The sequence below is a fragment of the Paenibacillus pabuli genome (genome assembly GCF_039831995.1).
Lineage (GTDB): Bacteria > Bacillota > Bacilli > Paenibacillales > Paenibacillaceae > Paenibacillus > Paenibacillus pabuli_C.
This window is the reverse complement of record NZ_JBDOIO010000005.1, coordinates 946,604-969,151: the sequence shown is the minus strand read 5'-3', so window position 1 is coordinate 969,151 and position 22,548 is coordinate 946,604. Positions and strand designations below refer to the sequence as shown.

18 protein-coding genes, 10 tRNA genes and 3 rRNA genes are annotated in these 22,548 nt (G+C 49.8%); all 31 read right to left on the bottom strand.

The window, feature by feature from the left end; translation table 11 throughout:
• Positions 1 to 87: 87 nt before the first annotated feature.
• Positions 88 to 1,035, bottom strand: a complete 948-nt coding sequence (locus ABGV42_RS31145) for a ribose-phosphate diphosphokinase (protein WP_095362050.1) — start codon at positions 1,033 to 1,035, stop codon at positions 88 to 90.
• A gap of 82 nt (positions 1,036 to 1,117) precedes the next feature.
• On the bottom strand, positions 1,118 to 1,942 hold the full coding sequence (hisJ, locus tag ABGV42_RS31140) for a histidinol-phosphatase HisJ (protein WP_347385131.1): 825 nt from the start codon (positions 1,940 to 1,942) through the stop codon (positions 1,118 to 1,120).
• A gap of 11 nt (positions 1,943 to 1,953) precedes the next feature.
• Entirely contained in the window at positions 1,954 to 2,682 is a 729-nt protein-coding gene (hisIE, locus tag ABGV42_RS31135) for a bifunctional phosphoribosyl-AMP cyclohydrolase/phosphoribosyl-ATP diphosphatase HisIE (protein WP_154896759.1), read from the bottom strand.
• On the bottom strand, positions 2,675 to 3,436 hold the full coding sequence (hisF, locus tag ABGV42_RS31130) for an imidazole glycerol phosphate synthase subunit HisF (protein ID WP_110821843.1): 762 nt from the start codon (positions 3,434 to 3,436) through the stop codon (positions 2,675 to 2,677). Before hisF ends, hisIE begins: the two co-directional genes overlap by 8 nt.
• Positions 3,437 to 3,463: 27 nt before the next feature.
• Positions 3,464 to 4,198, bottom strand: a complete 735-nt coding sequence (hisA, locus tag ABGV42_RS31125) for a 1-(5-phosphoribosyl)-5-[(5-phosphoribosylamino)methylideneamino]imidazole-4-carboxamide isomerase (protein ID WP_347385130.1) — start codon at positions 4,196 to 4,198, stop codon at positions 3,464 to 3,466.
• A 145-nt stretch (positions 4,199 to 4,343) separates the two neighbouring features.
• Positions 4,344 to 4,964: an imidazole glycerol phosphate synthase subunit HisH gene (gene hisH / locus ABGV42_RS31120; RefSeq protein ID WP_347385129.1), complete on the bottom strand. Its 621-nt coding sequence runs from the start codon at positions 4,962 to 4,964 to the stop codon at positions 4,344 to 4,346.
• A 3-nt stretch (positions 4,965 to 4,967) separates the two neighbouring features.
• Positions 4,968 to 5,597, bottom strand: coding sequence for an imidazoleglycerol-phosphate dehydratase HisB (gene hisB, locus ABGV42_RS31115; RefSeq protein WP_347385128.1), 630 nt, complete (start codon positions 5,595 to 5,597; stop codon positions 4,968 to 4,970).
• Positions 5,590 to 6,894 (bottom strand): histidinol dehydrogenase, encoded by a 1,305-nt coding sequence (gene hisD / locus ABGV42_RS31110; protein ID WP_347385127.1) that lies wholly within the window; start codon positions 6,892 to 6,894, stop codon positions 5,590 to 5,592. Before hisD ends, hisB begins: the two co-directional genes overlap by 8 nt.
• Positions 6,895 to 6,975: 81 nt before the next feature.
• Positions 6,976 to 7,635 carry an ATP phosphoribosyltransferase gene (gene hisG, locus ABGV42_RS31105; RefSeq protein WP_347385126.1) on the bottom strand — a complete coding sequence of 220 codons (660 nt, stop codon included), beginning with the start codon at positions 7,633 to 7,635 and terminating at the stop codon, positions 6,976 to 6,978.
• A gap of 1 nt (position 7,636) precedes the next feature.
• Positions 7,637 to 8,863 carry an ATP phosphoribosyltransferase regulatory subunit gene (locus tag ABGV42_RS31100; RefSeq protein WP_347385125.1) on the bottom strand — a complete coding sequence of 409 codons (1,227 nt, stop codon included), beginning with the start codon at positions 8,861 to 8,863 and terminating at the stop codon, positions 7,637 to 7,639.
• 487 nt (positions 8,864 to 9,350) lie between these two features.
• On the bottom strand, positions 9,351 to 9,884 hold the full coding sequence (locus ABGV42_RS31095; RefSeq protein WP_347385124.1) for an acyltransferase: 534 nt from the start codon (positions 9,882 to 9,884) through the stop codon (positions 9,351 to 9,353).
• Positions 9,881 to 10,537 (bottom strand): pyrophosphatase PpaX, encoded by a 657-nt coding sequence (gene ppaX / locus ABGV42_RS31090; protein WP_347385123.1) that lies wholly within the window; start codon positions 10,535 to 10,537, stop codon positions 9,881 to 9,883. Before ppaX ends, ABGV42_RS31095 begins: the two co-directional genes overlap by 4 nt.
• 6 nt (positions 10,538 to 10,543) lie before the next feature.
• On the bottom strand, positions 10,544 to 11,581 hold the full coding sequence (gene lgt, locus ABGV42_RS31085) for a prolipoprotein diacylglyceryl transferase (RefSeq protein ID WP_347385122.1): 1,038 nt from the start codon (positions 11,579 to 11,581) through the stop codon (positions 10,544 to 10,546).
• Positions 11,582 to 11,720: 139 nt separating this feature from the next.
• Positions 11,721 to 12,659, bottom strand: coding sequence for an HPr(Ser) kinase/phosphatase (hprK, locus tag ABGV42_RS31080; protein ID WP_095292959.1), 939 nt, complete (start codon positions 12,657 to 12,659; stop codon positions 11,721 to 11,723).
• 286 nt (positions 12,660 to 12,945) lie between these two features.
• A complete protein-coding gene (locus ABGV42_RS31075; RefSeq protein WP_095292957.1) occupies positions 12,946 to 14,070 on the bottom strand; it encodes an ABC transporter ATP-binding protein in 1,125 nt (374 codons plus the stop codon).
• A 103-nt stretch (positions 14,071 to 14,173) separates the two neighbouring features.
• On the bottom strand, positions 14,174 to 15,367 hold the full coding sequence (locus tag ABGV42_RS31070; protein WP_347385121.1) for a PucR family transcriptional regulator: 1,194 nt from the start codon (positions 15,365 to 15,367) through the stop codon (positions 14,174 to 14,176).
• A gap of 155 nt (positions 15,368 to 15,522) precedes the next feature.
• Positions 15,523 to 15,595, bottom strand: a tRNA-Lys gene (locus ABGV42_RS31065).
• Between the two features lie 7 nt (positions 15,596 to 15,602).
• Positions 15,603 to 15,688 (bottom strand) — tRNA-Tyr (locus tag ABGV42_RS31060).
• 12 nt (positions 15,689 to 15,700) lie between these two features.
• Positions 15,701 to 15,773, bottom strand: a tRNA-Phe gene (locus ABGV42_RS31055).
• Positions 15,774 to 15,792: 19 nt separating this feature from the next.
• Positions 15,793 to 15,870: transfer RNA gene (locus tag ABGV42_RS31050), tRNA-Asp, on the bottom strand.
• A gap of 9 nt (positions 15,871 to 15,879) precedes the next feature.
• Positions 15,880 to 15,955, bottom strand: a tRNA-Thr gene (locus ABGV42_RS31045).
• A gap of 5 nt (positions 15,956 to 15,960) precedes the next feature.
• Positions 15,961 to 16,036 (bottom strand) — tRNA-Val (locus ABGV42_RS31040).
• A gap of 9 nt (positions 16,037 to 16,045) precedes the next feature.
• Positions 16,046 to 16,122, bottom strand: a tRNA-Met gene (locus ABGV42_RS31035).
• 43 nt (positions 16,123 to 16,165) lie between these two features.
• A tRNA-Ser gene (locus ABGV42_RS31030) sits at positions 16,166 to 16,257 on the bottom strand.
• 84 nt (positions 16,258 to 16,341) lie between these two features.
• Positions 16,342 to 19,267: ribosomal RNA gene (locus ABGV42_RS31025) — 23S ribosomal RNA — on the bottom strand.
• 196 nt (positions 19,268 to 19,463) lie between these two features.
• Positions 19,464 to 19,539: transfer RNA gene (locus ABGV42_RS31020), tRNA-Ala, on the bottom strand.
• A gap of 23 nt (positions 19,540 to 19,562) precedes the next feature.
• A tRNA-Ile gene (locus ABGV42_RS31015) sits at positions 19,563 to 19,639 on the bottom strand.
• A 32-nt stretch (positions 19,640 to 19,671) separates the two neighbouring features.
• Positions 19,672 to 19,788 (bottom strand): 5S ribosomal RNA (gene rrf, locus ABGV42_RS31010).
• A 158-nt stretch (positions 19,789 to 19,946) separates the two neighbouring features.
• Positions 19,947 to 21,498, bottom strand: a 16S ribosomal RNA gene (locus tag ABGV42_RS31005).
• The 16S, 23S and 5S rRNA genes sit together here with 10 tRNA genes alongside, the layout of an rRNA operon.
• A gap of 309 nt (positions 21,499 to 21,807) precedes the next feature.
• Positions 21,808 to 22,077, bottom strand: coding sequence for a pro-sigmaK processing inhibitor BofA family protein (locus ABGV42_RS31000; RefSeq protein ID WP_347385120.1), 270 nt, complete (start codon positions 22,075 to 22,077; stop codon positions 21,808 to 21,810).
• Positions 22,078 to 22,106: 29 nt separating this feature from the next.
• Positions 22,107 to 22,334, bottom strand: a complete 228-nt coding sequence (locus ABGV42_RS30995) for a DUF2508 family protein (protein ID WP_431523717.1) — start codon at positions 22,332 to 22,334, stop codon at positions 22,107 to 22,109.
• Positions 22,335 to 22,548 lie beyond the last annotated feature (214 nt).

Here is a 22,548-nt window from a genome sequence, read left to right as displayed (position 1 = left end):
AGCATCACGCGATTCCGGTGAAAAAACAAAAAACCGTGCTGAGCAGCTAACTACTCAAACACGGAACAGCCAATATCCTTGAACACTTTAGATTCCCGAATCTCTAAACAATGTAGCCATGGAGCCTCCATCCACAATAATGCGAACGGCTCGTGCCAGCATTGGCGCGACAGGCAGCACTTTGAAGCACTCCGGATGGTCATCAGGCAGCGCAATGGAATCTGTGACAACCACTTCGGCTATGGATGGATGATTAAGCTTGCTTAACGCATTATCCGAGAACAGACCGTGTGTCGCACACACATACACATTTTTGGAACCGCGTTCCTTCAACCCTTCCACCACATTCAAAATTGTCGTTCCTGTATCAATCAGGTCTTCAATGATAATTGGCGTGCGCCCTTCCACATCTCCAATTACATGGGTAATGATGGATTCATTGTGGCTCGGCCGCTTTTTGATCATAATGGCAAAAGGTGAGTCTAACCGATTCGCCAGCTTCTCTGCCATGGAAGCCCGTCCGGCATCCGGGGATACGACCACCGGATTTTCAATGCCTTTGCTGAGCAGGTACTCGCTAATCAGATCAAGCGATGTCATATGATCGACAGGAATATTGAAGAAGCCCTGGATTGCTGCAGCATGCAAATCGATCGTCACTACCCGGTTTGCACCGGCTGTCGTCAGGACATCTGCCACCATCTTGGCCGAGATCGGCTCACGCGGTGCAGACTTGCGCTCCTGGCGGGCATATCCGTAATAGGGAACGATAATGTTCACTGTGCGGGCAGAAGCCCGTTTGGCTGCATCAATCATCACGAGCAGTTCGACAAACAGCTCATTAATTGGATGAGACAGTGACTGAACCAGAAACACATCGCAGTTACGGATGGTTTCTTCGTAATGAACGTATATTTCTCCGCTCTTGAACCGGGACAGCTTGATTTTGCCCAACTGTACGCCCAGCTTGTCACATACCTGTTCTGCCAGCTTGGGGTTCGATGAACCGGAAAAAATACGTAACGAATGTTGCATAATGCCCCTCCCGAGGGTTAGATTCCCTATATAATCCCTTATTGAACAAGGTTATTTCCTAACCTCATTATACCCCACTGCCTTATACATTTAAAGGAACGAAAGAGCGACGGCGGCCTTCAAAAACAGCCACCTCTGTACAACCCAGCTCATGCAGAAGTTGCTCGGCTTCAGGCAAATGTTCACCCAGTTTAAGTGGGTCGTGGGCATCAGAACCAAGGGTGAGCGGGATACCCAGCTTAATGGCTTCTGTTAACATCCGGCGACTAGGGAACATCTCAGCACAAGGCTTCGACAATCCCGACGCATTAAGCTCCATAGCACAGCCACTCTTCGCAATGGCTTGCAGAGCAGCATTCTCCAGTGCAATACGCTCTTCCGTCTGCTCCGGTGAGGGATTGAAGCCAAAACGCTTAATAACGTCAGTGTGCCCCATAATATCGTACATGCCTGTAGCAGCAGCTTTACTTACAGCATCATAATACTGACGGTATACCTCCAAAATATCTTTGCCTTCCCAGTGATGGGTCTGACGGAAGTCGGTGATATCCCATTTCCCAAGGAAATGAACCGAACCGATGATGTAATCCCAAGGATAACGTTCAATGATTGACCGGATTTCGGACTCCCATCCTTCGATGTAATCCCCTTCAAGGCCAACACGCACCTCGATCTGTCCGCGGTACCGCTCTTTCAGCGAGAAGCATTCTTCCACATAGCGAGGCAGCTCCTCCATGGGCATTGCCATTTCGGGATAATAATTCGATGGATCTACATGCAGCAAAGGCATGTGATCAGACAGTCCAATCTGGGACAGTCCAATCTCCACGCCTCGCTGTACATAAGCCTCAAGCTTGCCGACAGCATGACCACAGCGCTCATGGTGAGTGTGATAGTCAATACGCATTAGAGCACCCCCTAATCGCGGCGTGGCCGTTCATGACGGCGGCTCAGCTCAGCCATAATGTCGTCCAGCGGCAGTTTGCGCTCTTGCAATAGAACGAGCAGGTGATACATCAGGTCACTGACCTCAAGTCGAAGCTCGTCATTATCTTTATTTTTGGCGGCGATGATCGTTTCGGAAGCTTCTTCACCGATTTTTTTCAATATTTTATCAACGCCCTTATCAAACAGATACGTGGTATATGCACCTTCCGGACGTTCCACTTCACGCTTAGCAATGACGGATTCAAGTTCAGCAAGTACGTCAAAGCGGCCTTCTGCTCTTGATTCCGAAGAGTCTGCGTTTGTCTCATTTCCGGATTGTTCTGTAGATTTCTGAGGCAGACCCACAATTTCATTATGGAAACAGGTCACTTCACCGGTATGGCAAGCAGGACCGTTTGGTTTAACCTCTACCAGCAGCGTATCCCCATCACAATCGTACTTTAGTGAGGTAATTGTCTGTACGTTCCCGGACGTAGCACCTTTGTGCCACAGCTCTTGGCGTGAACGCGACCAGAACCAGGTTTCTCCCGATTCCAGTGACAACTTCAATGATTCCCGGTTCATATATGCCATCATTAACACTTGGCGTGTCTCGGCATCCTGCACGATCGCAGGTACCAGACCATCACTCCAGCGGATATGCTCTACAACCTGCTCCAGGGATAAGCGCTCCCTGATCTCGTTACTTACATTACTCACGGATCTCCACCCCTTGTTCTCTCAAATGTTGTTTTAACGCCGGTAAAGCGATCTCTTTATAATGAAATATCGTTGCAGCAAGTCCTGCATCTGCTTTGCCAGCAGTAAACACGTCGTAGAAATGAGATTCCTTACCCGCACCGCCTGAAGCAATGACAGGAATTCGTACTGATTCGGATACAGCAGCAGTCAGCTTCAGGTCGAATCCATCTTTGGTTCCATCCGCATCCATGCTGGTTAGCAGAATTTCGCCGGCCCCCAGTTCCTCAGCTTGTTTTACCCATTCGAGCGCCTTGATTCCTGAAGGTTTCCGTCCTCCATGAGTGTAGACCTCCCACTCTCCCCAGGCTTCATTGTACTTGGCGTCTACTGCCACTACAATACATTGGGAACCGAAGCGGCGAGCACCGTCGGCAATCAGCTGGGGATTCAGCACAGCAGCCGTGTTGACTGCGATTTTGTCTGCACCCGCACGCAGGATGCGCTTCATGTCTTCAACTTTAGAGATGCCACCACCAACAGTGAAGGGGATGGCGATTTCGCCAGCGGTCTGCCGTACCACTTCTTCCATCGTTTCGCGACCTTCGACAGAAGCTGAAATATCGAGAAATACCAGTTCGTCTGCACCCTCACGGTCATACAGTGCCGCCAACTCGACCGGATCACCCGCATCGCGGAGATTCACGAAGTTAACGCCTTTGACAACCCGGCCATCCTTAACGTCCAGACAGGGGATAATTCTTTTTGCCAGCATACTCCTCTTCCTCTCTATCCAGTTCCTTTACTTGTTGACTGTGCGCACTGCTTCGGACAGATCAATACTGCCGGTATACAGCGCCTTACCAACGATTGCTCCTCCGATTCCATCATCCGCATGACGGCTCAGGCGAAGCAGATCATCCATCACACTTACACCTCCGGAAGCGATAACATTACGTCCGCTCGCCTTGGCAAGTGATACAATGGCTTCCACATTTGGCCCCTGCATCATTCCATCACGGGAAATGTCGGTGAAGATAAACGTCTCAGCACCGAATGCAGCCAGTTCTTTCGCCAGTACTTCAGCTTGCACCTCGGATGTTTCCAGCCAGCCGCGAGTAGCCACATAACCGTTTCGGGCATCGATACCGATCGCCACTTTATCTCCATAACGTCCTAACACTTCTTCGGTAAAGGCCCGATCCTCAATCGCCGCTGTTCCAATAATGAGCCGGCTCACGCCAAGACCGAGTAAACGTTCCACATCAGCTACGGTACGAAGTCCCCCGCCTACCTGTACAGGCACGTTAACTGCAGATGCAATGCGTCCGATCAACTCGTCATTTACGGGGTGACCCGCTTTTGCACCGTCCAGATCGACCAGATGAACGTATGTACCCCCTTGCTTCTCCCAGGAAAGGGCAACCTCTACAGGGTCATCATTATATACCGTCTCCTGATTGTAATCCCCCTGCACCAGTCTTACACATTTGCCGTCCCGGATATCAATTGCCGGATATATGATAAAAGATGACATACAAGGCCTCCTGATTTGTTCTTTATTAGTTTATCAATCTATATGAGCTTGACTGCTTATCCATAATGTATCGGTAGGATAGGGCTGCCCATCCTTTCATAGGTTCAATCTGAACGGATCTCCTGGCCGGAAATCCGACATATCCCTAATTAGGCTTACCCGTCAAGGCCAGGAAATTTCCGAGCAGCTTTATGCCCAGTTCACCGCTCTTCTCCGGGTGAAACTGCATGCCGAAGTTGCTACCCCTTCCCACAATGGCTGTAACCGGGTGACCGTAATCTGTTACTGCCAGCAGATCACTTTCCACTTCGGTACGCGCATGATAGGAATGGACAAAATAAACATGTCCGGCTTCAAGCCCTTCAAAAAGAGGATTTTCCGGATGAAGGAACTCCAGGCGATTCCACCCCATATGAGGGACCTTCAATTCTCCTGCTGCAAAACGCACCACTTTTCCGGGCAGGATATCCAAGCCGTAGTGCTCCCCATGCTCCTCACTGGAACTAAACAGCAGCTGCATGCCCAGACAGATCCCGAGCAGTGGTTTCGTTCCAGCTGCCGCTTCTTTCACAACAACGTCCAATCCACTCTCCCGCAGATGCTCCATTGCATCACCAAATGCACCCACGCCCGGCAGGATGACCCCGTCTGCATTTAGAATCGTTTCCCTGTCACTAGTCACCAGCGCTTCATAGCCAAGACGTTCGACCGCTTTGCCGACGCTGTGCAGGTTCCCCATACCGTAATCGACAATTGCAATCGCCATCGTCTACAGCACTCCCTTCGTGGAAGGCACACCTGTTACACGTGGATCGATCATCGTTGCTTCATCCAGTGCACGTCCCAACGCCTTAAAGATTGCTTCAATCATGTGATGTGTGTTCTGGCCGTAGTGTACAATGACGTGCAGTGTAATCCGCGCCTCCAGCGCCAGTTTCCACAGAAATTCATGTACCAGTTCGGTAGAGAAGCTGCCCACTTGCTGGGATGGATACTCCGCGCGATACTCGAAGTGAGGTCTGTTGCTTACATCAATGATAACTTGAGCAAGCGCCTCATCCATCGGTACAAATACGCTGGCATAACGCTTGATGCCCCGTTTGTCTCCAAGCGCTTCACGAAGGGTCTGCCCCAGACAGATTCCAATATCCTCAACCGTGTGATGATCATCAATATCAATGTCTCCACGCGCCTGTACGTTCAGATCGAATTGTCCGTGCTTTGTGAACAGATCGAGCATATGGTTTAGGAAAGGAACGTCCGTCTCAATTGTCGATTGTCCGGTCCCGTCTACGGCAAATGCCAATTGAATATTCGTCTCGTTCGTCTTGCGATCAACCTCTGCCTGGCGCACAGCACCTTTCGTTTCAAGCTCCACTCCGTTATTTTGCTTATCCATTGTCCGATTCCGCCTTTCCTTCCTGTTCTAACCGTACAGCGATTGCACGGGCGTGCCCTTCAAGCCCTTCATGGCGGGCCAGTTCTATAATAGCCGCTCCGTTTTGGAGCAGCGCTTCCTTGCTATAGTAGATCAAACTTGATTTCTTAATAAAGTCATCCACGTCTACCGGTGAACTGAACCGGGCTGTTCCGTTTGTCGGAATGATATGATTCGGGCCGGCAAAATAATCCCCTACCGGTTCCGAGCTGTACGGGCCGAGGAAGATCGCGCCGGCATTTTCGATCCGGCCGGCATAAGCCATCGGCTCCTGCACCAGAATCTCCAGATGCTCTGGTGCAAGCCGGTTCACCACATCGATTCCTTCATCCATGGAATCGACCACAATAATCGCGCCGTACTGCTCCACGGAAGCAGCAGCGATCGCCTTCCGCGGCAGCGCCTCAAGCTGGCGCTGCACTTCGGCCTGCACGGCTTCCGCCAGCACGGCCGAGGTCGTGACGAGAATGGCCGATGCCATCTCGTCATGTTCCGCCTGCGACAACAAGTCTGCGGCGACATACACCGGGTTCGCCGTTTCATCGGCGAGCACCACAATTTCACTCGGCCCGGCGATACTGTCGATATCGACCGCGCCGTAGACCTCGCGCTTCGCGAGCGCCACGTAGATATTGCCCGGTCCACAGATCTTGTCGACCGGGGCAATGCTCTCCGTGCCGTAAGCTAGGGCGGCGATGGCCTGCGCGCCGCCAACCCGGTACATCTCGTTCACGCCCGCTTCCGCGGCAGCAACGAGAATGTACGGGTCAATCCCCTCGCCGCCGTTGGTCGACGGCGGCGTCACCATAACAATCTCTGGCACGCCGGCAACCTGTGCCGGAATGACATTCATCAGCACCGACGAAGGATATGCTGCTTTGCCGCCAGGCACATACACCCCGACCCGCTTCAGCGGCCGGATGACCTGGCCCAGCAGACTGCCGTCCGGCTGCCAATCCATCCACGAGTTGCGCTTCTGTTTCACGTGAAACGCTCGAATATTGGCGGCGGCTTGCCGAATCGCCGTCACGAAAGAAGGTTCTACAGCAGCGTAGGCCGCCTGAAGCTCTTCCTGAGGCACGCGCAGTCCCGCAGCAGTCAGTTTCGTGCGGTCCAGCTCCTCCGTATACCGCAGCAGTGCCGCATCCCCTTCCCGCCGGATGTCACTGACAATACGCCGGACCGTTTCATTTTGCTCAGGTGTACCATAATCCACTTCACGCTTCAGATCAAATTCCCGTGCAGGTACAATTTTCATGCTCTTCTACCTCCCTGGCCCCTGTATTTCCTGTCATCCATAAGTGTTAATCGATGCCTCTAATCCTTCTTGCCCAATCGTTTATCCCTGAAGGCTTCCTGCCGAAAATTCATTAGTCGTTGGAATGACCTGCTGCAATGCATCGCATAATGCCTGAATCCGTGCATTTTTCATCCGATAACTCACCCGGTTTGCGATAAGGCGGCTCGTGATATCCAGAATGCCTGTCATCTCAACCAATCCGTTCTCACGCAGTGTCTGTCCCGTCTCCACCAGATCCACAATCCGGTCAGCCAGCCCGATCAAGGGTGCAAGTTCAATGGAGCCGTTCAATTTGATGACTTCCACCTGCTGCCCCTGTTCGCGGAAATATTGAGATGCAATTCTCGGGTATTTCGTCGCCACACGCTGCTGGATACCCGGTGTCCAATCCGGCAGACCGATAACCGACATACGGCACTGTGCAATCCCCAGATTCAGCAGTTCGTAGACGTCGCGATTCTCCTCAAGCAGCACGTCCTTACCCACAATTCCGATATCCGCTACACCGTATTCCACATACGTTGGAACATCTACAGGCTTCGCCATGATGAACTCCATCCCCGCTTCGGGCACTTCAATGACAAGTTTGCGTGTGTCGTCCACATCGACAGGAATATCGAGTCCCGCTTCACGGAAGAGCTTGGAAGCTTTTTTATAGATCCGGCCCTTTGGCATGGCTACCTTCAAAATATCCGACATCTCAGCGTCCTCCTTGTTCAGCTTGATAGGTGATAATCTGCTCGTAGACGTCCCTTGTCGAACGCACTGAGCTACCCCGGGATGATACAGCCACTTCTGCTGCTGGTTCTGTTACTTCGCGATCGGATAAAAGGCGAGTCACCACGTTTTGTCCGCCGCTCCGTAAACGGGCCGCTTCCGCCAGCGCTTCAGCCCGGCGTGCCTTGTCATACTGGATAAGCACAGGTTTGTTTTCTTCCATCGTAATGCCATGCACTCCGTCGATGATCCGATTCGTTTTCAGCGCAAATCCCGTTGCCGGAAGCGAGCGGCCAAACTGCTGCAGCAGATTGTCATAGCGCCCCCCGCTGCACACCGGTGATCCCAGTTCTGCCGCATACCCTTCGAAGGTCATGCCTGTATAATAGGAGAAGTCTCCGATCATGGTCAGGTCAATTAGTACATGTTCTGATACACCGTAGGCTTCCAGCACTTCAAACACAGCACACAGATGAGCAATCGATTGCGCTGCTTCAGCACTGGAGCTAAGTTCTACTGCATGTGCACATACTTCTTTCCCGCCACGCAACCGCAGAATGGCTTCCAATTGTTCTTTCGGTTTTGGTTCCAGATTAAGCTCCTCGATCGACTGACGATATCCAACATAGTCGCGTCCGAGCAACCCCTCTTTGAGTGCGGCCTGTTGTGCCGTCTGTCCTGGAATGACTTCCTCCAGCAAACCGTTTAGAAATCCCATATGTCCCATCGCTATTTTAAAAGAAGACACTCCCGCTGCCTGCAGCGAGGCAATCGCAAGTGCAACCACTTCGGCATCCGCCTCTGGTGAGTCATCCCCAACCAGCTCTACACCTGTCTGAAAGAATTCAGCCTCACGTCCGGCCTCTTCTTCAATGGAACGAAACACATTCGCATGATAGGACAGACGCAGCGGGAGCGATTCATCTTTTAATAAAGAAGATACTACTCGTGCAATGGGTGCTGTCAGATCCGATCTCAGTACAAGTGTAGTTCCACGATTATTGAGCAGTTTGAACAATTTTCGATCCGAGGTCGAACTCGCCACTCCCACCGTATCGTAATATTCAATCGTTGGCGTTATAATCTGGCGGTAACCCCAGCGTTCCATACATTCAAGTACGTTCCGTTCAATCGTTCTCAGCTTGTTTACCACAAGTGGTGTATAGTCACGAAAACCTGTCGGTTTTTCGAAGCCTTTTGGTTTGGACATTGGTATCATTCACCCCGAGTCAGTAGTTTGGTTTATGGGCTTTAGCTTTATCTTAAATAGGATTTATGTATCTTAAATCCCGATTCCATCTTCTATTACCCTTTAATAAGGGACTGTGTTCAGATGCTGCCGGGCAGCCTTCTTGATGCATTCTTGAACCGTTCTTGATTGATGATAAGTTCTTACTACTCCATAATACTTTCATATGGTAAAGTGCTAACAAACTAAAGGATATGGGATATGATAACATGAATGACTCCTCATCGTCAACAATACAGTCCTCTAGCTTACCCGCTCTGCCATATCATTTATTTCTGTTCAAACAAGTCCTCTCAGCAACATCTGTATACGAAAAAAGCTGCCATCAGCAGCTCTTTCTCATCAGAAGCAAGCACAATTGTCGTGTGCCTCTGTATATCATGTATTTTTGGACGACTCCTCATAACTTACATGGGGTGTCCACTGCTATACCTTTTGATACCCTACCCTAATGGACACGCTCATCTATTTTCACGTGAAGCTCCAATTCACTGGTATCCACGTTGCGCGATAGTTCACGAAGTGGATTCCCACCGACAAAAGCTCCTGGGGCTACGTCCTTGTGAACAACTGCTCCTGCAGCGACCACTGCTCCATCCCCGATGGTTACTCCAGGGAGGATTGTCGTGTTGGCACCGATCAGCACATTTTCACCGATAATGACTTCTCCCAATCTGTACTCTTTAATGAGGTACTCATGTGCGAGAATTGTTGTGTTATAACCGATGACTGAGTTTTCACCAACTGTGATCTTCTCGGGGAAGAACACATCTACCATAACCATCAGTCCAAATGCCGTATGTTTGCCCACCTTCATACCGAGCATGTGGCGATAGATCCAGTTCTTCACAGGAAGAATAGGACAATACCGTGACAACTGAATCCATATAAAGTTGCGAACACCCTTCCACGGACTTACCGTCTTGTAGATATGCCAGAGTGCGTTGTGGCCCTCTACCGGATAGCGGGTGACTTTCCTCATGAACGTCCCGTTTCAATACGGGTCAGCGCAAGCAAGTCCTTCATGTCATGTAGTATATAATCCGGGCCATATTCACTCAGCGCTGCCTCTCCCTTAAGAGACCAGGCAACGCCTGCTGCAAGTGCACCCGCATTTTGGGCGGATTGGATATCGACCGGGCTATCCCCAACCATCAGCGTTGTAGCCGGGTCTGCACCCAGCTCCTCCATTGCTTTAAGTACAGGTTCAGCATGAGGTTTCGGATGGGTTACATCGGTCACCGTTACAATGGATTTCATATATTTCATCAAGTCAAAACGTTCCAGCACTTTAAGCGTAGATGGACGAATCTTGGTCGTCACTACTCCCATCACAATACCCGCTTGGTGCAGAGCCTCAACAACCTCATTCACATGCGGAAAAGGTTTTACCATCGCTTCATGATGGATATCATTATAAGCACGGTACCCTTTAACATACTCGCCCACTTCCTCCTGTCCGGAGAAGGTACGCATCTGCTGCTCCAGTGTGCCTCCCATATGCGGGATAATTTGTTCACGTGTCCACGGGGCAGAATGCTCCCAGCCTTCCATGACGTGCAGGAACGAGCTGATAATCAGCTCATTTGTATCAATAATGGTTCCGTCGAGATCAAATAGTACCGTTTCAATCATGCTGCATTACTCCTTTTTATCCTCAGCTTGCTTCGTCTCCTCTTTAGCGGGGCTTGGGTTTGCCTTAGTCTCTTTGCTGGCAACCGGTCCTGCTTGTGGCATATCATCCGTTGGTTCGGATGAGACCTTGGAAGATACAATCGGATCACTATAACGTGCATCCGCTTTTCCTGTTACTCTTCTTACTACGATAAATATGATAGCGGCGATAATGATGCCAATGGCGAGCAATTGCGAGATTCTTACGTTACCGTAGGCTGGATCCAGATAACCCTGTTCGAAACCCAGTGCAGTCATTGGAGACCATAATCCGTTGACGAGCGATGCAAGCCATTGGGGGGCCTGGAAGCCCAGACTGTCTGTACGCAGAGCTTCAATGAAGAAGCGACCGATGGAGTACCAGATAAAGTAGGACATGAACAACTCACCAGCACGCAGAAACTTCTGCCGACGAAGAACCAGCAACAGAACCAAGCCAACAAGACTCCATAACGACTCATACAAAAATGCAGGATGGTGGAATACACCTTCCACATTCATCTGATTGACAATAAAGTCTGGCAAATGCAGCTTGTCCCGCAAAAAGGACTCTTCAACAGGTCCGCCGTAGGCTTCCTGGTTTACAAAATTCCCCCAGCGTCCAATCATCTGCCCAACGATAAGTCCAGGTGCACAAATGTCAGCCATGCGCCAAAAATTGTACCCTTTACGACGGAAGAAAATGACAGCACAAATGATTGCACCAATTAGCGCACCATATATGGCGATACCGCCATTCCATATCTTAAAGACATCCCAGAAATTATCCTTATAATCATCCCATCGAAATGCTACGTAGTATATACGCGCTCCGATAATGGCAGAAGGTACACCCAGCAGGACCATATCCATAAATATTTCCTGCGGTATGTTGTACCGCTTACCCTCCCGAATGACCAGCAGCAGACCTACTAGTGCGGCCGTACCGAGAATAAGCCCATACCAGTGAACCTTTAACGCTCCAATGGAGAACGCAATGGGGTTCAACAGTAATAATGTATCCATTCATTCACACTCCTATAAATTCACTCTTCTGTATGCATGACCAAATGGGACCTGCTCCAAATCCCGTAAGAAGTAGAGCAGGCCGACCTTGGTTCTTTATTTTAAAAAACGTTGAAATCATGTCACACTTCTATATTTCCTAGTCCATGTCTTCCATGTCTTCAGAAATCGTTGCCGTCAGCTTGTTCGTAAATTGCAGCGCAGCGTTAAGTCCCATTTGCTTGAGACGATAGTTCATCGCAGCTACTTCAATAATGACAGCCAAGTTTCGTCCGGGACGAACAGGAATGGTTACCAGAGGTACATCCGTATCGATGATTCGTGTTGTCTCCTCATCCAGACCCAGGCGATCATATTGCTTGTCCTGCTGCCAAGCCTCAAGACGCACTACCAGGGTAATCCGTTTATTGTTACGCACAGCGCCTGCACCAAACAATGTCATCACGTTGATGATCCCGACTCCACGGATCTCCAGCAGGTGGCGAATAAGCTCTGGTGCGGTTCCGTGCAGCTGGAAGTCCGATGTTTGACGGATCTCAACTGCATCATCGGCGATCAGGCGGTGTCCACGCTTCACCAGTTCAAGTGCCGTTTCACTCTTACCAATACCGCTGCTGCCTGTAATCAGCATACCAACACCGTTCACATCACATAGTACGCCATGAATTGTTGCCGTTGGCGCAAGCTTACGCTCCAGGAATCCGGTAATACGGCTGGACAGAATCGTCGTTGCCATGTTGCTGCGAAGCACAGCCAGATTCTGCTCCTCGCTGATCTCGATAAGTTCCTGTGGTACTTCCAGTCCACGAGTCACCAAGATACACGGTGTTTCCTCCGTGCATAGACGCTGCATCCGGTCACGACGCTCTGCTTCAGGTAACATTGCAAAAAAGGCCAGCTCTGTTCTCCCAAGCAGCTGTACCCGTTCTTGTGGATGGTATTCAAAATAACCGGCCATTTCGAGGCCAGGACGGTTTAAGTCATCTACAGTAATTACTCTCTTCAAACCTTGAGATCCGGAAACGACCTCAAGCTGGAACTGCTGTACCAATTCAGATACTTTCACTTTTTTCGCCATTTGTCTCTTCCTTTCAGCATTCGCTGCCTCTCTATGTACATCAGCATTTTTGCGTGAATTCCATTCCATTATTAGCGCATTCATTTTATTTATTTCAGGTTACAGACTTCACAAAACAAAACCGGCCTTCAAATAATCTTAAATGAATTCAGGGTTGAATGCAATCGCAGACCACGGCCGCCTATTAATCAAAAAAGCCCCTTCCAGCAACAACGGAAGGGGCTCTGAATACAATGTATGATTGCGTTAACTGATGTTCCATCGGATCCGAGGAATCCCAGTATGATTAGTCTTGAAGGAGAACGTTCACTTCAGTCTCTTTGTCAAAGATATGAACCTTGTTCATGTCAATTGCCATTTTAACTGTGGAACCATCACGAGTATTGGAACGTCCATCTACACGTGCGATAGTCGTATCGTTACCCACACCGCTCAAGTAAAGGAGCATTTCGTGACCCAGGTTCTCTGTTACGTCTACATGTGTAGAGAATACAGAGTTCGGGGATGCTTCCAGGAATACTGGCTCTTCGTGGATATCTTCTGGACGAACACCCAGAATAACTTCCTTGCCAATGTATCCTCTTGATTTCAGCACTTGTGCTTTACCTTGCGGGATTTCAACGTCCACGCCTGGAGCTACGAAGTGCAGGTTAGCACCTTGCTCAGCCAGTTTACCCGAGATAAAGTTCATTGTCGGGGAACCGATGAAACCTGCTACGAACAGGTTAGCTGGGTGATTGTACAGCTCTTCAGGAGAAGCTGCTTGTTGAATGATACCATCTTTCATAACGACGATCCGATCACCCATGGTCATGGCTTCGATCTGGTCATGCGTTACGTAGATAACTGTTGTTTCCAAACGTTTAGCAAGCTTCGTGATTTCCGCGCGCATCTGACCACGAAGTTTCGCATCCAAGTTGGAAAGAGGCTCATCCATCAAGAAGACTTGCGGATCACGGACAATCGCACGTCCCAGAGCGACACGCTGACGTTGACCACCGGACAATGCCTTAGGTTTACGCTCAAGCAAATGCTCGATATCCAGGATTTTAGCTGCTTCACGAACACGTTTGTCGATCTCGTCTTTTTTCACTTTACGCAGTTTCAAACCAAACGCCATGTTTTGATATACGCTCATATGCGGATACAAGGCATAGGATTGGAATACCATCGCGATATCGCGGTCTTTAGGAGCAACATCATTAACGACACGGTCACCGATATAGAGTTTACCTTCAGAAATTTCCTCAAGGCCTGCGATCATACGCAGTGTTGTTGATTTACCACAACCGGACGGACCAACCAGTACCAAGAATTCTTTATCTTTGATGTCCAGGTTAATATCAACTACTGTTGCTTTATCAGAACCCGGGTATTTTTTGAAAATATGCTCTAAACGTACACCAGCCATGATTGTTGCCTCCTCAGAGATCATTTTGTAATCGAATACATTTTGTAGTTTTATATTAACCCATCTATGTGATGTTTGACTATTCGCAAACTGCACAAAAATATCAAAGCTTTTTCGTCACTTTGTACATAAGGAGCAAAAGCCGCACCAGAACAGCACTTTCAAAGCTTCTTACATCGTAGCCAATCTCCTGTTTGATCTTGTCCAGACGGTATACGAGCGTATTCCGATGGATAAATAGGCGCTTTGCAGTCTCACTAACATTACAGTCCAGACTAAAATAGGTCTCCAACGTTGCAAGTGTCTCACTATCCTCAAAGATCACCGTATCCTTTCCGGTCTCCTTGATAAAACGAAGACGCTGCTGTTCAGGAATACTCGCCACCAATCGCTCAAGATGCAGTTCCCATGGAAGATGAATATGCTGAGCCACGTGAAATGCTCTTCCCAAGTGAATACTCTCTTGAAGCAAACCTGTGACCGTCGATAACTGATGCACCGGAATACACGGCATGGACGCAGATAAATGAAAGACACCTGCCCATTCACTCGCTACCAACTCGTATAGCCCCAAGCAAAAAGCATTCAGTAGATCCTTTCTTGCTTCGAGGGTATCCTCTTCTGCTTCACCTGTCACAATCTGCTCATCACTCAGAAAGAGCCAGTCCTGCTCTCCCAGAGGAATCAGCATAATTTCCTCACCAAAATAACTCCCCAGTAATTTGTTCAATTCCTTCGAACGAATACGATGGGCGTCTGGCGTCTCACATTGCAGCAGGAACGGGATCTTTTGAGATTGCATCTCATCGCGAATTGAAAACTGCTCCGGAATGGATTCCTGCTCCGTGGGGTGCTCTGTCTTCTGCCGAAGCCACTTGCCCAATTCAGCAAGTTCCTGTTCCCGATTATTTTCATAAATCACTGGCAATTCTTCCGTTAATCTGTCTGCACTATTGGTAATCAGCAATTCGATTAAGCGCCTTGTCTCCATTGTGATGGAGCCAGCAGAACAACCCCAACATACTAAAGTTCCTTCATTCTCATTAAATTTAACTTTAAAGTAGATACGTTCCTCTGTGTTCAAACTCTTCACATTTGCTATCGCATCTGAAGCAAACTCCTGATTAGGTTTTCCATCCTCTGGAGCTTTCACCCCAAGTAGACCGCTTCGATCCTGTTCCCAACCAGTTAACTGCATTGCGGATTGATTCCATTCGTGTACGGTAATTTCGTATTCGTCCAAGGCCGTGCCGATAATGGATTCAATTTGTTGTTTAAGACCAAGTATGAGCTTCATATAATGAACGCCACCACTCTGCTTTTTTCTATTATTTTATCATATCTTACAATACATCGCCTTCGATGCCATTGAACTGTTATCAGCTGCCTAATTTTATACATACAAAAAGAGCGATTAATCAAGTTAATGATTAATCGCTCTTTTCAACAAGATGAGTCATGAAGGGCTCGAACCTTCGACACCCTGATTAAAAGTCAGGTGCTCTACCAACTGAGCTAATGACTCGTAAAACTGGTGGAGGATGATGGATTCGAACCACCGAACCCGTACGGGAGCAGATTTACAGTCTGATGCGTTTGGCCACTTCGCTAATCCTCCAGGATTAAAAGGTGGCTCGGGACGGAATCGAACCGCCGACACGAGGATTTTCAGTCCTCTGCTCTACCGACTGAGCTACCGAGCCTTATTCAATTTTAAATTAATGGCGGAACCGACGGGATTCGAACCCGCGATCTCCTGCGTGACAGGCAGGCATGTTAGGCCAACTACACCACGGTTCCAGGCATTAATGGTGCCGGCGAGAGGACTTGAACCCCCAACCTACTGATTACAAGTCAGTTGCTCTACCAGTTGAGCTACACCGGCGTATATGGTGGAGGCTGAGGGGCTCGAACCCCCGACCCTCTGCTTGTAAGGCAGATGCTCTCCCAGCTGAGCTAAGCCTCCTGGGTAATATGGTAGCGGCGGAGGGGATCGAACCCCCGACCTCACGGGTATGAACCGTACGCTCTAGCCAGCTGAGCTACACCGCCATATTAATAAATATGGATTGCTTGTCCATCTTTAAGGTAAAGATGGCGGAGAGAGAGGGATTCGAACCCTCGCACCGCTTACGCAGTCTAACCCCTTAGCAGAGGGTCCCCTTATAGCCACTTGGGTATCTCTCCAAACAGTCAATCATGAACAATATCACAAGGATTGCTCCCTGAAAACTAGATCCGAAACGAAATGTGCGACTTACAACCTGCAATTTGGATAAGCCCTCGACCGATTAGTACTGGTCAGCTCCATGCATTACTGCACTTCCACCCCCAGCCTATCTACCTCGTCGTCTTCAAGGGGTCTTACATACTGGGAAATCTCATCTTGAGGGGGGCTTCACGCTTAGATGCTTTCAGCGCTTATCCCGTCCGTACATAGCTACCCAGCGGTGCTCCTGGCGGAACAACTGGTACACCAGCGGTACGTCCATCCCGGTCCTCTCGTACTAAGGACAGCTCCTCTCAAATTTCCTACGCCCACGACAGATAGGGACCGAACTGTCTCACGACGTTCTGAACCCAGCTCGCGTACCGCTTTAATGGGCGAACAGCCCAACCCTTGGGACCTACTTCAGCCCCAGGATGCGATGAGCCGACATCGAGGTGCCAAACCTCCCCGTCGATGTGGACTCTTGGGGGAGATAAGCCTGTTATCCCCAGGGTAGCTTTTATCCGTTGAGCGATGGCCCTTCCATGCGGTACCACCGGATCACTAAGCCCGACTTTCGTCCCTGCTCGACTTGTAGGTCTCGCAGTCAAGCTCCCTTATGCCTTTGCACTCTTCGAATGATTTCCAACCATTCTGAGGGAACCTTTGGGCGCCTCCGTTACTCTTTAGGAGGCGACCGCCCCAGTCAAACTGCCCACCTGACACTGTCCCCGTACCCGCTAAGGGCACCAGGTTAGAACCTAGATACGATCAGGGTGGTATCCCAACGGTGCCTCCACACAAGCTGGCGCTCATGCTTCAAAGGCTCCCACCTATCCTGTACAGATCGTACCCAAATTCAATATCAAGCTGCAGTAAAGCTCCATGGGGTCTTTCCGTCTTGTCGCGGGTAACCTGCATCTTCACAGGTATTAAAATTTCACCGGATCTCTCGTTGAGACAGCGCCCAAGTCGTTACGCCATTCGTGCGGGTCAGAATTTACCTGACAAGGAATTTCGCTACCTTAGGACCGTTATAGTTACGGCCGCCGTTTACTGGGGCTTCGGTTCACAGCTTCGGATTGCTCCTAACCGCTCCCCTTAACCTTCCAGCACCGGGCAGGCGTCAGCCCGTATACTTCGCCTTACGGCTTCGCACAGACCTGTGTTTTTGCTAAACAGTCGCTTGGGCCTTTTCACTGCGGCCCCCTCGTGCTATTCACACTACCGGGGCACCCCTTCTCCCGAAGTTACGGGGTCATTTTGCCGAGTTCCTTAACGAGAGTTCTTCCGCGCGCCTTAGAATTCTCTTCTCGCCTACCTGTGTCGGTTTGCGGTACGGGCACCTTCATCTGGCTAGAGGCTTTTCTTGGCAGTGTGAGATCATGACCTTCGCTACTGTAATTTTCACTCCCCATCACAGCTCAGCCTTACGGTTAGCGGATTTGCCTACTAACCAGCCTTACTGCTTGGACAGACATCCATCAGTCTGCGTCACTACCCTACTGCGTCCCCCCATCGCTCGTAACGATTTACGGTGGTACAGGAATTTCGACCTGTTGTCCTTCGACTACGCCTTTCGGCCTCGCCTTAGGTCCCGACTTACCCTGAGCGGACGAGCCTTCCTCAGGAACCCTTAGGCTTTCGGCGGATCAGATTCTCACTGATCTTTTCGTTACTCATACCGGCATTCTCACTTGTATAATGTCCAGCGCTCCTTACGGTACACCTTCAACCCTTATACAACGCTCCCCTACCCCTGATGCAAAGCATCAAGCCATAGCTTCGGTGGTGTGTTTAGCCCCGTTACATTTTCGGCGCAGAGTCACTCGACCAGTGAGCTATTACGCACTCTTTCAATGGTGGCTGCTTCTAAGCCAACATCCTGGTTGTCTGTGCAACTCCACATCCTTTCCCACTTAACACACACTTGGGGACCTTAGCTGATGGTCTGGGCTGTTTCCCTTTTGACAATGGATCTTAGCACTCACTGTCTGACTCCCGGAAGTAAGTCTATGGCATTCGGAGTTTGACTGAGCTTGGTAACCCTTGCGGGCCCCGCACCCAATCAGTGCTCTACCTCCACGACTCTGTTTTCCGAGGCTAGCCCTAAAGCTATTTCGGGGAGAACCAGCTATCTCCGAGTTCGATTGGAATTTCTCCGCTACCCCCACCTCATCCCCGCACTTTTCAACGTGCGTGGGTTCGGGCCTCCAGTGCGTGTTACCGCACCTTCACCCTGGACAGGGGTAGATCACCCGGTTTCGGGTCTACGTCCACGTACTAACTCGCCCTATTCAGACTCGCTTTCGCTGCGGCTCCGGCTCTTCACCTTAACCTTGCACGGGAACGTAACTCGCCGGTTCATTCTACAAAAGGCACGCCATCACCCCTAAAACGGGCTCTGACTTCTTGTAAGCACACGGTTTCAGGTTCTATTTCACTCCCCTTCCGGGGTGCTTTTCACCTTTCCCTCACGGTACTGCTTCACTATCGGTCGCTAGGAAGTATTTAGCCTTGGCAGATGGTCCTGCCGGATTCATACGGGGTTTCACGTGCCCCGCACTACTCGGGATCCGTCTCGGAGGGAACAGACTTTCAACTACAGGGCTTTTACCTTCTTTGGCGGGCCTTTCCAGACCTCTTCGTTTAACCGGTTCCTTTGTAACTCCATGTGAGACGTCCCACAACCCCAGAGAGCAAGCTCTCTGGTTTGGGCTGTTCCGCGTTCGCTCGCCGCTACTGACGGAATCACTATTGTTTTCTCTTCCTCAAGGTACTTAGATGTTTCAGTTCCCCTGGTATGCCTCTACATAACCTATGTATTCAGTTATGAGTAACTGGATATTACCCCAGCTGGGTTTCCCCATTCGGACACCCCCGGATCAAAGCTTGCTTACAGCTCCCCGAGGCAGTTTCGTTGTTCGCCACGTCCTTCATCGGCTCCTAGCGCCTAGGCATCCTCCGTGTGCTCTTAGTAGCTTAACCAATTCACTCGTGTTCGAGCTGTCTCTTCCCTTGGTTTGCTTGCGCAAAGCCAAAAGTCGTTCCATTCGATCACTCGCTCATGCAGTTATTACTAATATTTGAAACTTGTTTAACACAAGTTCAGCTAAAAGGAATGTTCTAATTCGCATTTTTCGTTTCGATATCTAGTTTTCAAAGAACAAGCTTGAAATCTTGTTGGTGGAGCCAAGCGGGATCGAACCGCTGACCTCCTGCTTGCAAGGCAGGCGCTCTCCCAGCTGAGCTATGGCCCCATATAAAATTATAAAAAAGTAAATGGTGGGCCCTGGTGGACTCGAACCACCGACCTCACCCTTATCAGAGGTGCGCTCTAACCAACTGAGCTAAGGGCCCGTATATTAACATTGAAACCCAATAGGGTTTACGCTTGGCGGCGTTCTACTCTCCCAGGACCCTGCGGTCCAAGTACCATCGACGCTGAAGGGCTTAACGGTCGTGTTCGGGATGGGAACGTGTGGAACCCCTTCGCTATCGCCACCAAACGTTTGAGAGTTTGAGCTCTCAAAACTGAGCAACGAGTGAGTAAGTTTTGCTCTTCATTTCATCCACACATCAAGTGATGGACCGAAATGAATCGCTGTCGCAGGTTCAGTGAACCTGCTGATTTGAATGTTTCCACTCGGGAAACGATTCTCCATAGAAAGGAGGTGATCCAGCCGCACCTTCCGATACGGCTACCTTGTTACGACTTCACCCCAATCATCTATCCCACCTTCGGCGGCTGGCTCCTTGCGGTTACCCCACCGACTTCGGGTGTTATAAACTCTCGTGGTGTGACGGGCGGTGTGTACAAGACCCGGGAACGTATTCACCGCGGCATGCTGATCCGCGATTACTAGCAATTCCGACTTCATGCAGGCGAGTTGCAGCCTGCAATCCGAACTGAGACCGGCTTTTTAGGATTCGTTCCACCTCGCGGCTTCACTGCCCGTTGTACCGGCCATTGTAGTACGTGTGTAGCCCAGGTCATAAGGGGCATGATGATTTGACGTCATCCCCACCTTCCTCCGGTTTGTCACCGGCAGTCACCTTAGAGTGCCCACCCGAAGTGCTGGCAACTAAGATCAAGGGTTGCGCTCGTTGCGGGACTTAACCCAACATCTCACGACACGAGCTGACGACAACCATGCACCACCTGTCTCCTCTGTCCCGAAGGAAAGGTACATCTCTGTACCGGTCAGAGGGATGTCAAGACCTGGTAAGGTTCTTCGCGTTGCTTCGAATTAAACCACATACTCCACTGCTTGTGCGGGTCCCCGTCAATTCCTTTGAGTTTCAGTCTTGCGACCGTACTCCCCAGGCGGAATGCTTAATGTGTTAACTTCGGCACCAAGGGTATCGAAACCCCTAACACCTAGCATTCATCGTTTACGGCGTGGACTACCAGGGTATCTAATCCTGTTTGCTCCCCACGCTTTCGCGCCTCAGCGTCAGTTACAGCCCAGAGAGTCGCCTTCGCCACTGGTGTTCCTCCACATCTCTACGCATTTCACCGCTACACGTGGAATTCCACTCTCCTCTTCTGCACTCAAGTCACCCAGTTTCCAGTGCGATCCGGGGTTGAGCCCCGGGATTAAACACCAGACTTAAATGACCGCCTGCGCGCGCTTTACGCCCAATAATTCCGGACAACGCTTGCCCCCTACGTATTACCGCGGCTGCTGGCACGTAGTTAGCCGGGGCTTTCTTCTCAGGTACCGTCACTCCTTGAGCAGTTACTCTCAAGGACGTTCTTCCCTGGCAACAGAGCTTTACGATCCGAAAACCTTCATCACTCACGCGGCATTGCTCCGTCAGGCTTTCGCCCATTGCGGAAGATTCCCTACTGCTGCCTCCCGTAGGAGTCTGGGCCGTGTCTCAGTCCCAGTGTGGCCGATCACCCTCTCAGGTCGGCTACGCATCGTCGCCTTGGTGAGCCGTTACCTCACCAACTAGCTAATGCGCCGCAGGCCCATCCTCAAGTGACAGATTGCTCCGTCTTTCCAGCTTCCTTCAGGCGAAGAAAGCAAGTATTCGGTATTAGCTACCGTTTCCGGTAGTTGTCCCAAGCTTGAGGGCAGGTTGCCTACGTGTTACTCACCCGTCCGCCGCTAACCATCAGAGAAGCAAGCTTCTCTTCAAGTCCGCTCGACTTGCATGTATTAGGCATGCCGCCAGCGTTCGTCCTGAGCCAGGATCAAACTCTCCAATAAAGTATTGAAAAGAGCGATTAGCTCATTTTGAATCTGACGAGATTAAAAATCTCATTTTGTTCATCCTGTAAACAGGATGATTACTCACTCGTTGTTCAGTTTTCAAAGATCAAACTTCGTTGATTATCGTCACTATTTTCTCTCAGCGGCGACTTTTATAATATACCATACTTCGTTTGTTTTCGTCAAGCACTTTTTTGAAGTTTATTTTCAAAGTTCTTTACAAGCTTTGTTTTATCTTCAAATTTTCTCGACCAAGCAAGCAAAGCAACGAGATATAATGTACCATAGATCTCTGTGCAGAGTCAACTACCCAAACAAAGAAATTTTCAAACCTAGCAAAAGCCCAACCCCTGGCAAGCCCAAAATACTTACTGTACCGATTGTAGCAGGATTCAGCGGTATGTAGGCACCTGTAATCCAACCCGAATAATTGATAACATAAATCCCTATCGCAGCCAAAGCCAGATGTATCCCAAATGATGTAATCCACGCCAATCCAATCCGCTTCCTGAACAAAATTAACACCAGAGCCAGTAATGAAGCCACAAGCACACTTCCTAAAATCAAACTTTTCATATTAAGCACCTCCTCGGCATATTCTTTCATCACACACTCATGCCCCGATTCATTACAGCCGACCTCTTCATCCCTGCCCGTTTCGCCCGCTTCAGATGAATCTGGTACTTACGCTCTGCCGCTTCCAAAACATATATGGCATAATCAATTTCGTCTTCCCCCTGCGCTTCTTCAAACTGCCTTACTGCACGCTCCCACTCCGCTTTAGCCTTTTCAATCTCCAAGTAGATCTGTTCCTCTTCTATCTCCCTCTGCATTTGGGTATGTTTCTCCACCGAGCGTCCAGCATTTTTCCAGAAAAACATGAGCTCTCCCTCCTTTGATTCAGCACAGCATATTCTCATACTTATCAAGGGAAGGACAAACTTAGAACTACGGGACATAAATTTCTCCGCGGCACTTCGTTCAGCAAACAAAAAAAAAAAAAAGAGAGCCTCTCGGCTCTCCGGATGGATCCATTCAATTCTTCAA

Coding starts and splice junctions, on each gene's coding strand:
- ABGV42_RS31145 (WP_095362050.1), bottom strand. CDS start 1,035: ATGCAACATTCGTTACGTATTTTTTCCGGTTCATCGAACCCCAAGCTG.
- hisJ (WP_347385131.1), bottom strand. CDS start 1,942: ATGCGTATTGACTATCACACTCACCATGAGCGCTGTGGTCATGCTGTC.
- hisF (WP_110821843.1), bottom strand. CDS start 3,436: ATGCTGGCAAAAAGAATTATCCCCTGTCTGGACGTTAAGGATGGCCGG.
- hisA (WP_347385130.1), bottom strand. CDS start 4,198: ATGTCATCTTTTATCATATATCCGGCAATTGATATCCGGGACGGCAAA.
- hisH (WP_347385129.1), bottom strand. CDS start 4,964: ATGGCGATTGCAATTGTCGATTACGGTATGGGGAACCTGCACAGCGTC.
- hisB (WP_347385128.1), bottom strand. CDS start 5,597: ATGGATAAGCAAAATAACGGAGTGGAGCTTGAAACGAAAGGTGCTGTG.
- hisD (WP_347385127.1), bottom strand. CDS start 6,894: ATGAAAATTGTACCTGCACGGGAATTTGATCTGAAGCGTGAAGTGGAT.
- hisG (WP_347385126.1), bottom strand. CDS start 7,635: ATGTCGGATATTTTGAAGGTAGCCATGCCAAAGGGCCGGATCTATAAA.
- ABGV42_RS31100 (WP_347385125.1), bottom strand. CDS start 8,863: ATGTCCAAACCAAAAGGCTTCGAAAAACCGACAGGTTTTCGTGACTAT.
- ABGV42_RS31095 (WP_347385124.1), bottom strand. CDS start 9,884: ATGAGGAAAGTCACCCGCTATCCGGTAGAGGGCCACAACGCACTCTGG.
- ppaX (WP_347385123.1), bottom strand. CDS start 10,537: ATGATTGAAACGGTACTATTTGATCTCGACGGAACCATTATTGATACA.
- lgt (WP_347385122.1), bottom strand. CDS start 11,581: ATGGATACATTATTACTGTTGAACCCCATTGCGTTCTCCATTGGAGCG.
- hprK (WP_095292959.1), bottom strand. CDS start 12,659: ATGGCGAAAAAAGTGAAAGTATCTGAATTGGTACAGCAGTTCCAGCTT.
- ABGV42_RS31075 (WP_095292957.1), bottom strand. CDS start 14,070: ATGGCTGGTGTACGTTTAGAGCATATTTTCAAAAAATACCCGGGTTCT.
- ABGV42_RS31070 (WP_347385121.1), bottom strand. CDS start 15,367: ATGAAGCTCATACTTGGTCTTAAACAACAAATTGAATCCATTATCGGC.
- ABGV42_RS31000 (WP_347385120.1), bottom strand. CDS start 22,077: ATGAAAAGTTTGATTTTAGGAAGTGTGCTTGTGGCTTCATTACTGGCT.
- ABGV42_RS30995 (WP_431523717.1), bottom strand. CDS start 22,334: ATGCAGAGGGAGATAGAAGAGGAACAGATCTACTTGGAGATTGAAAAG.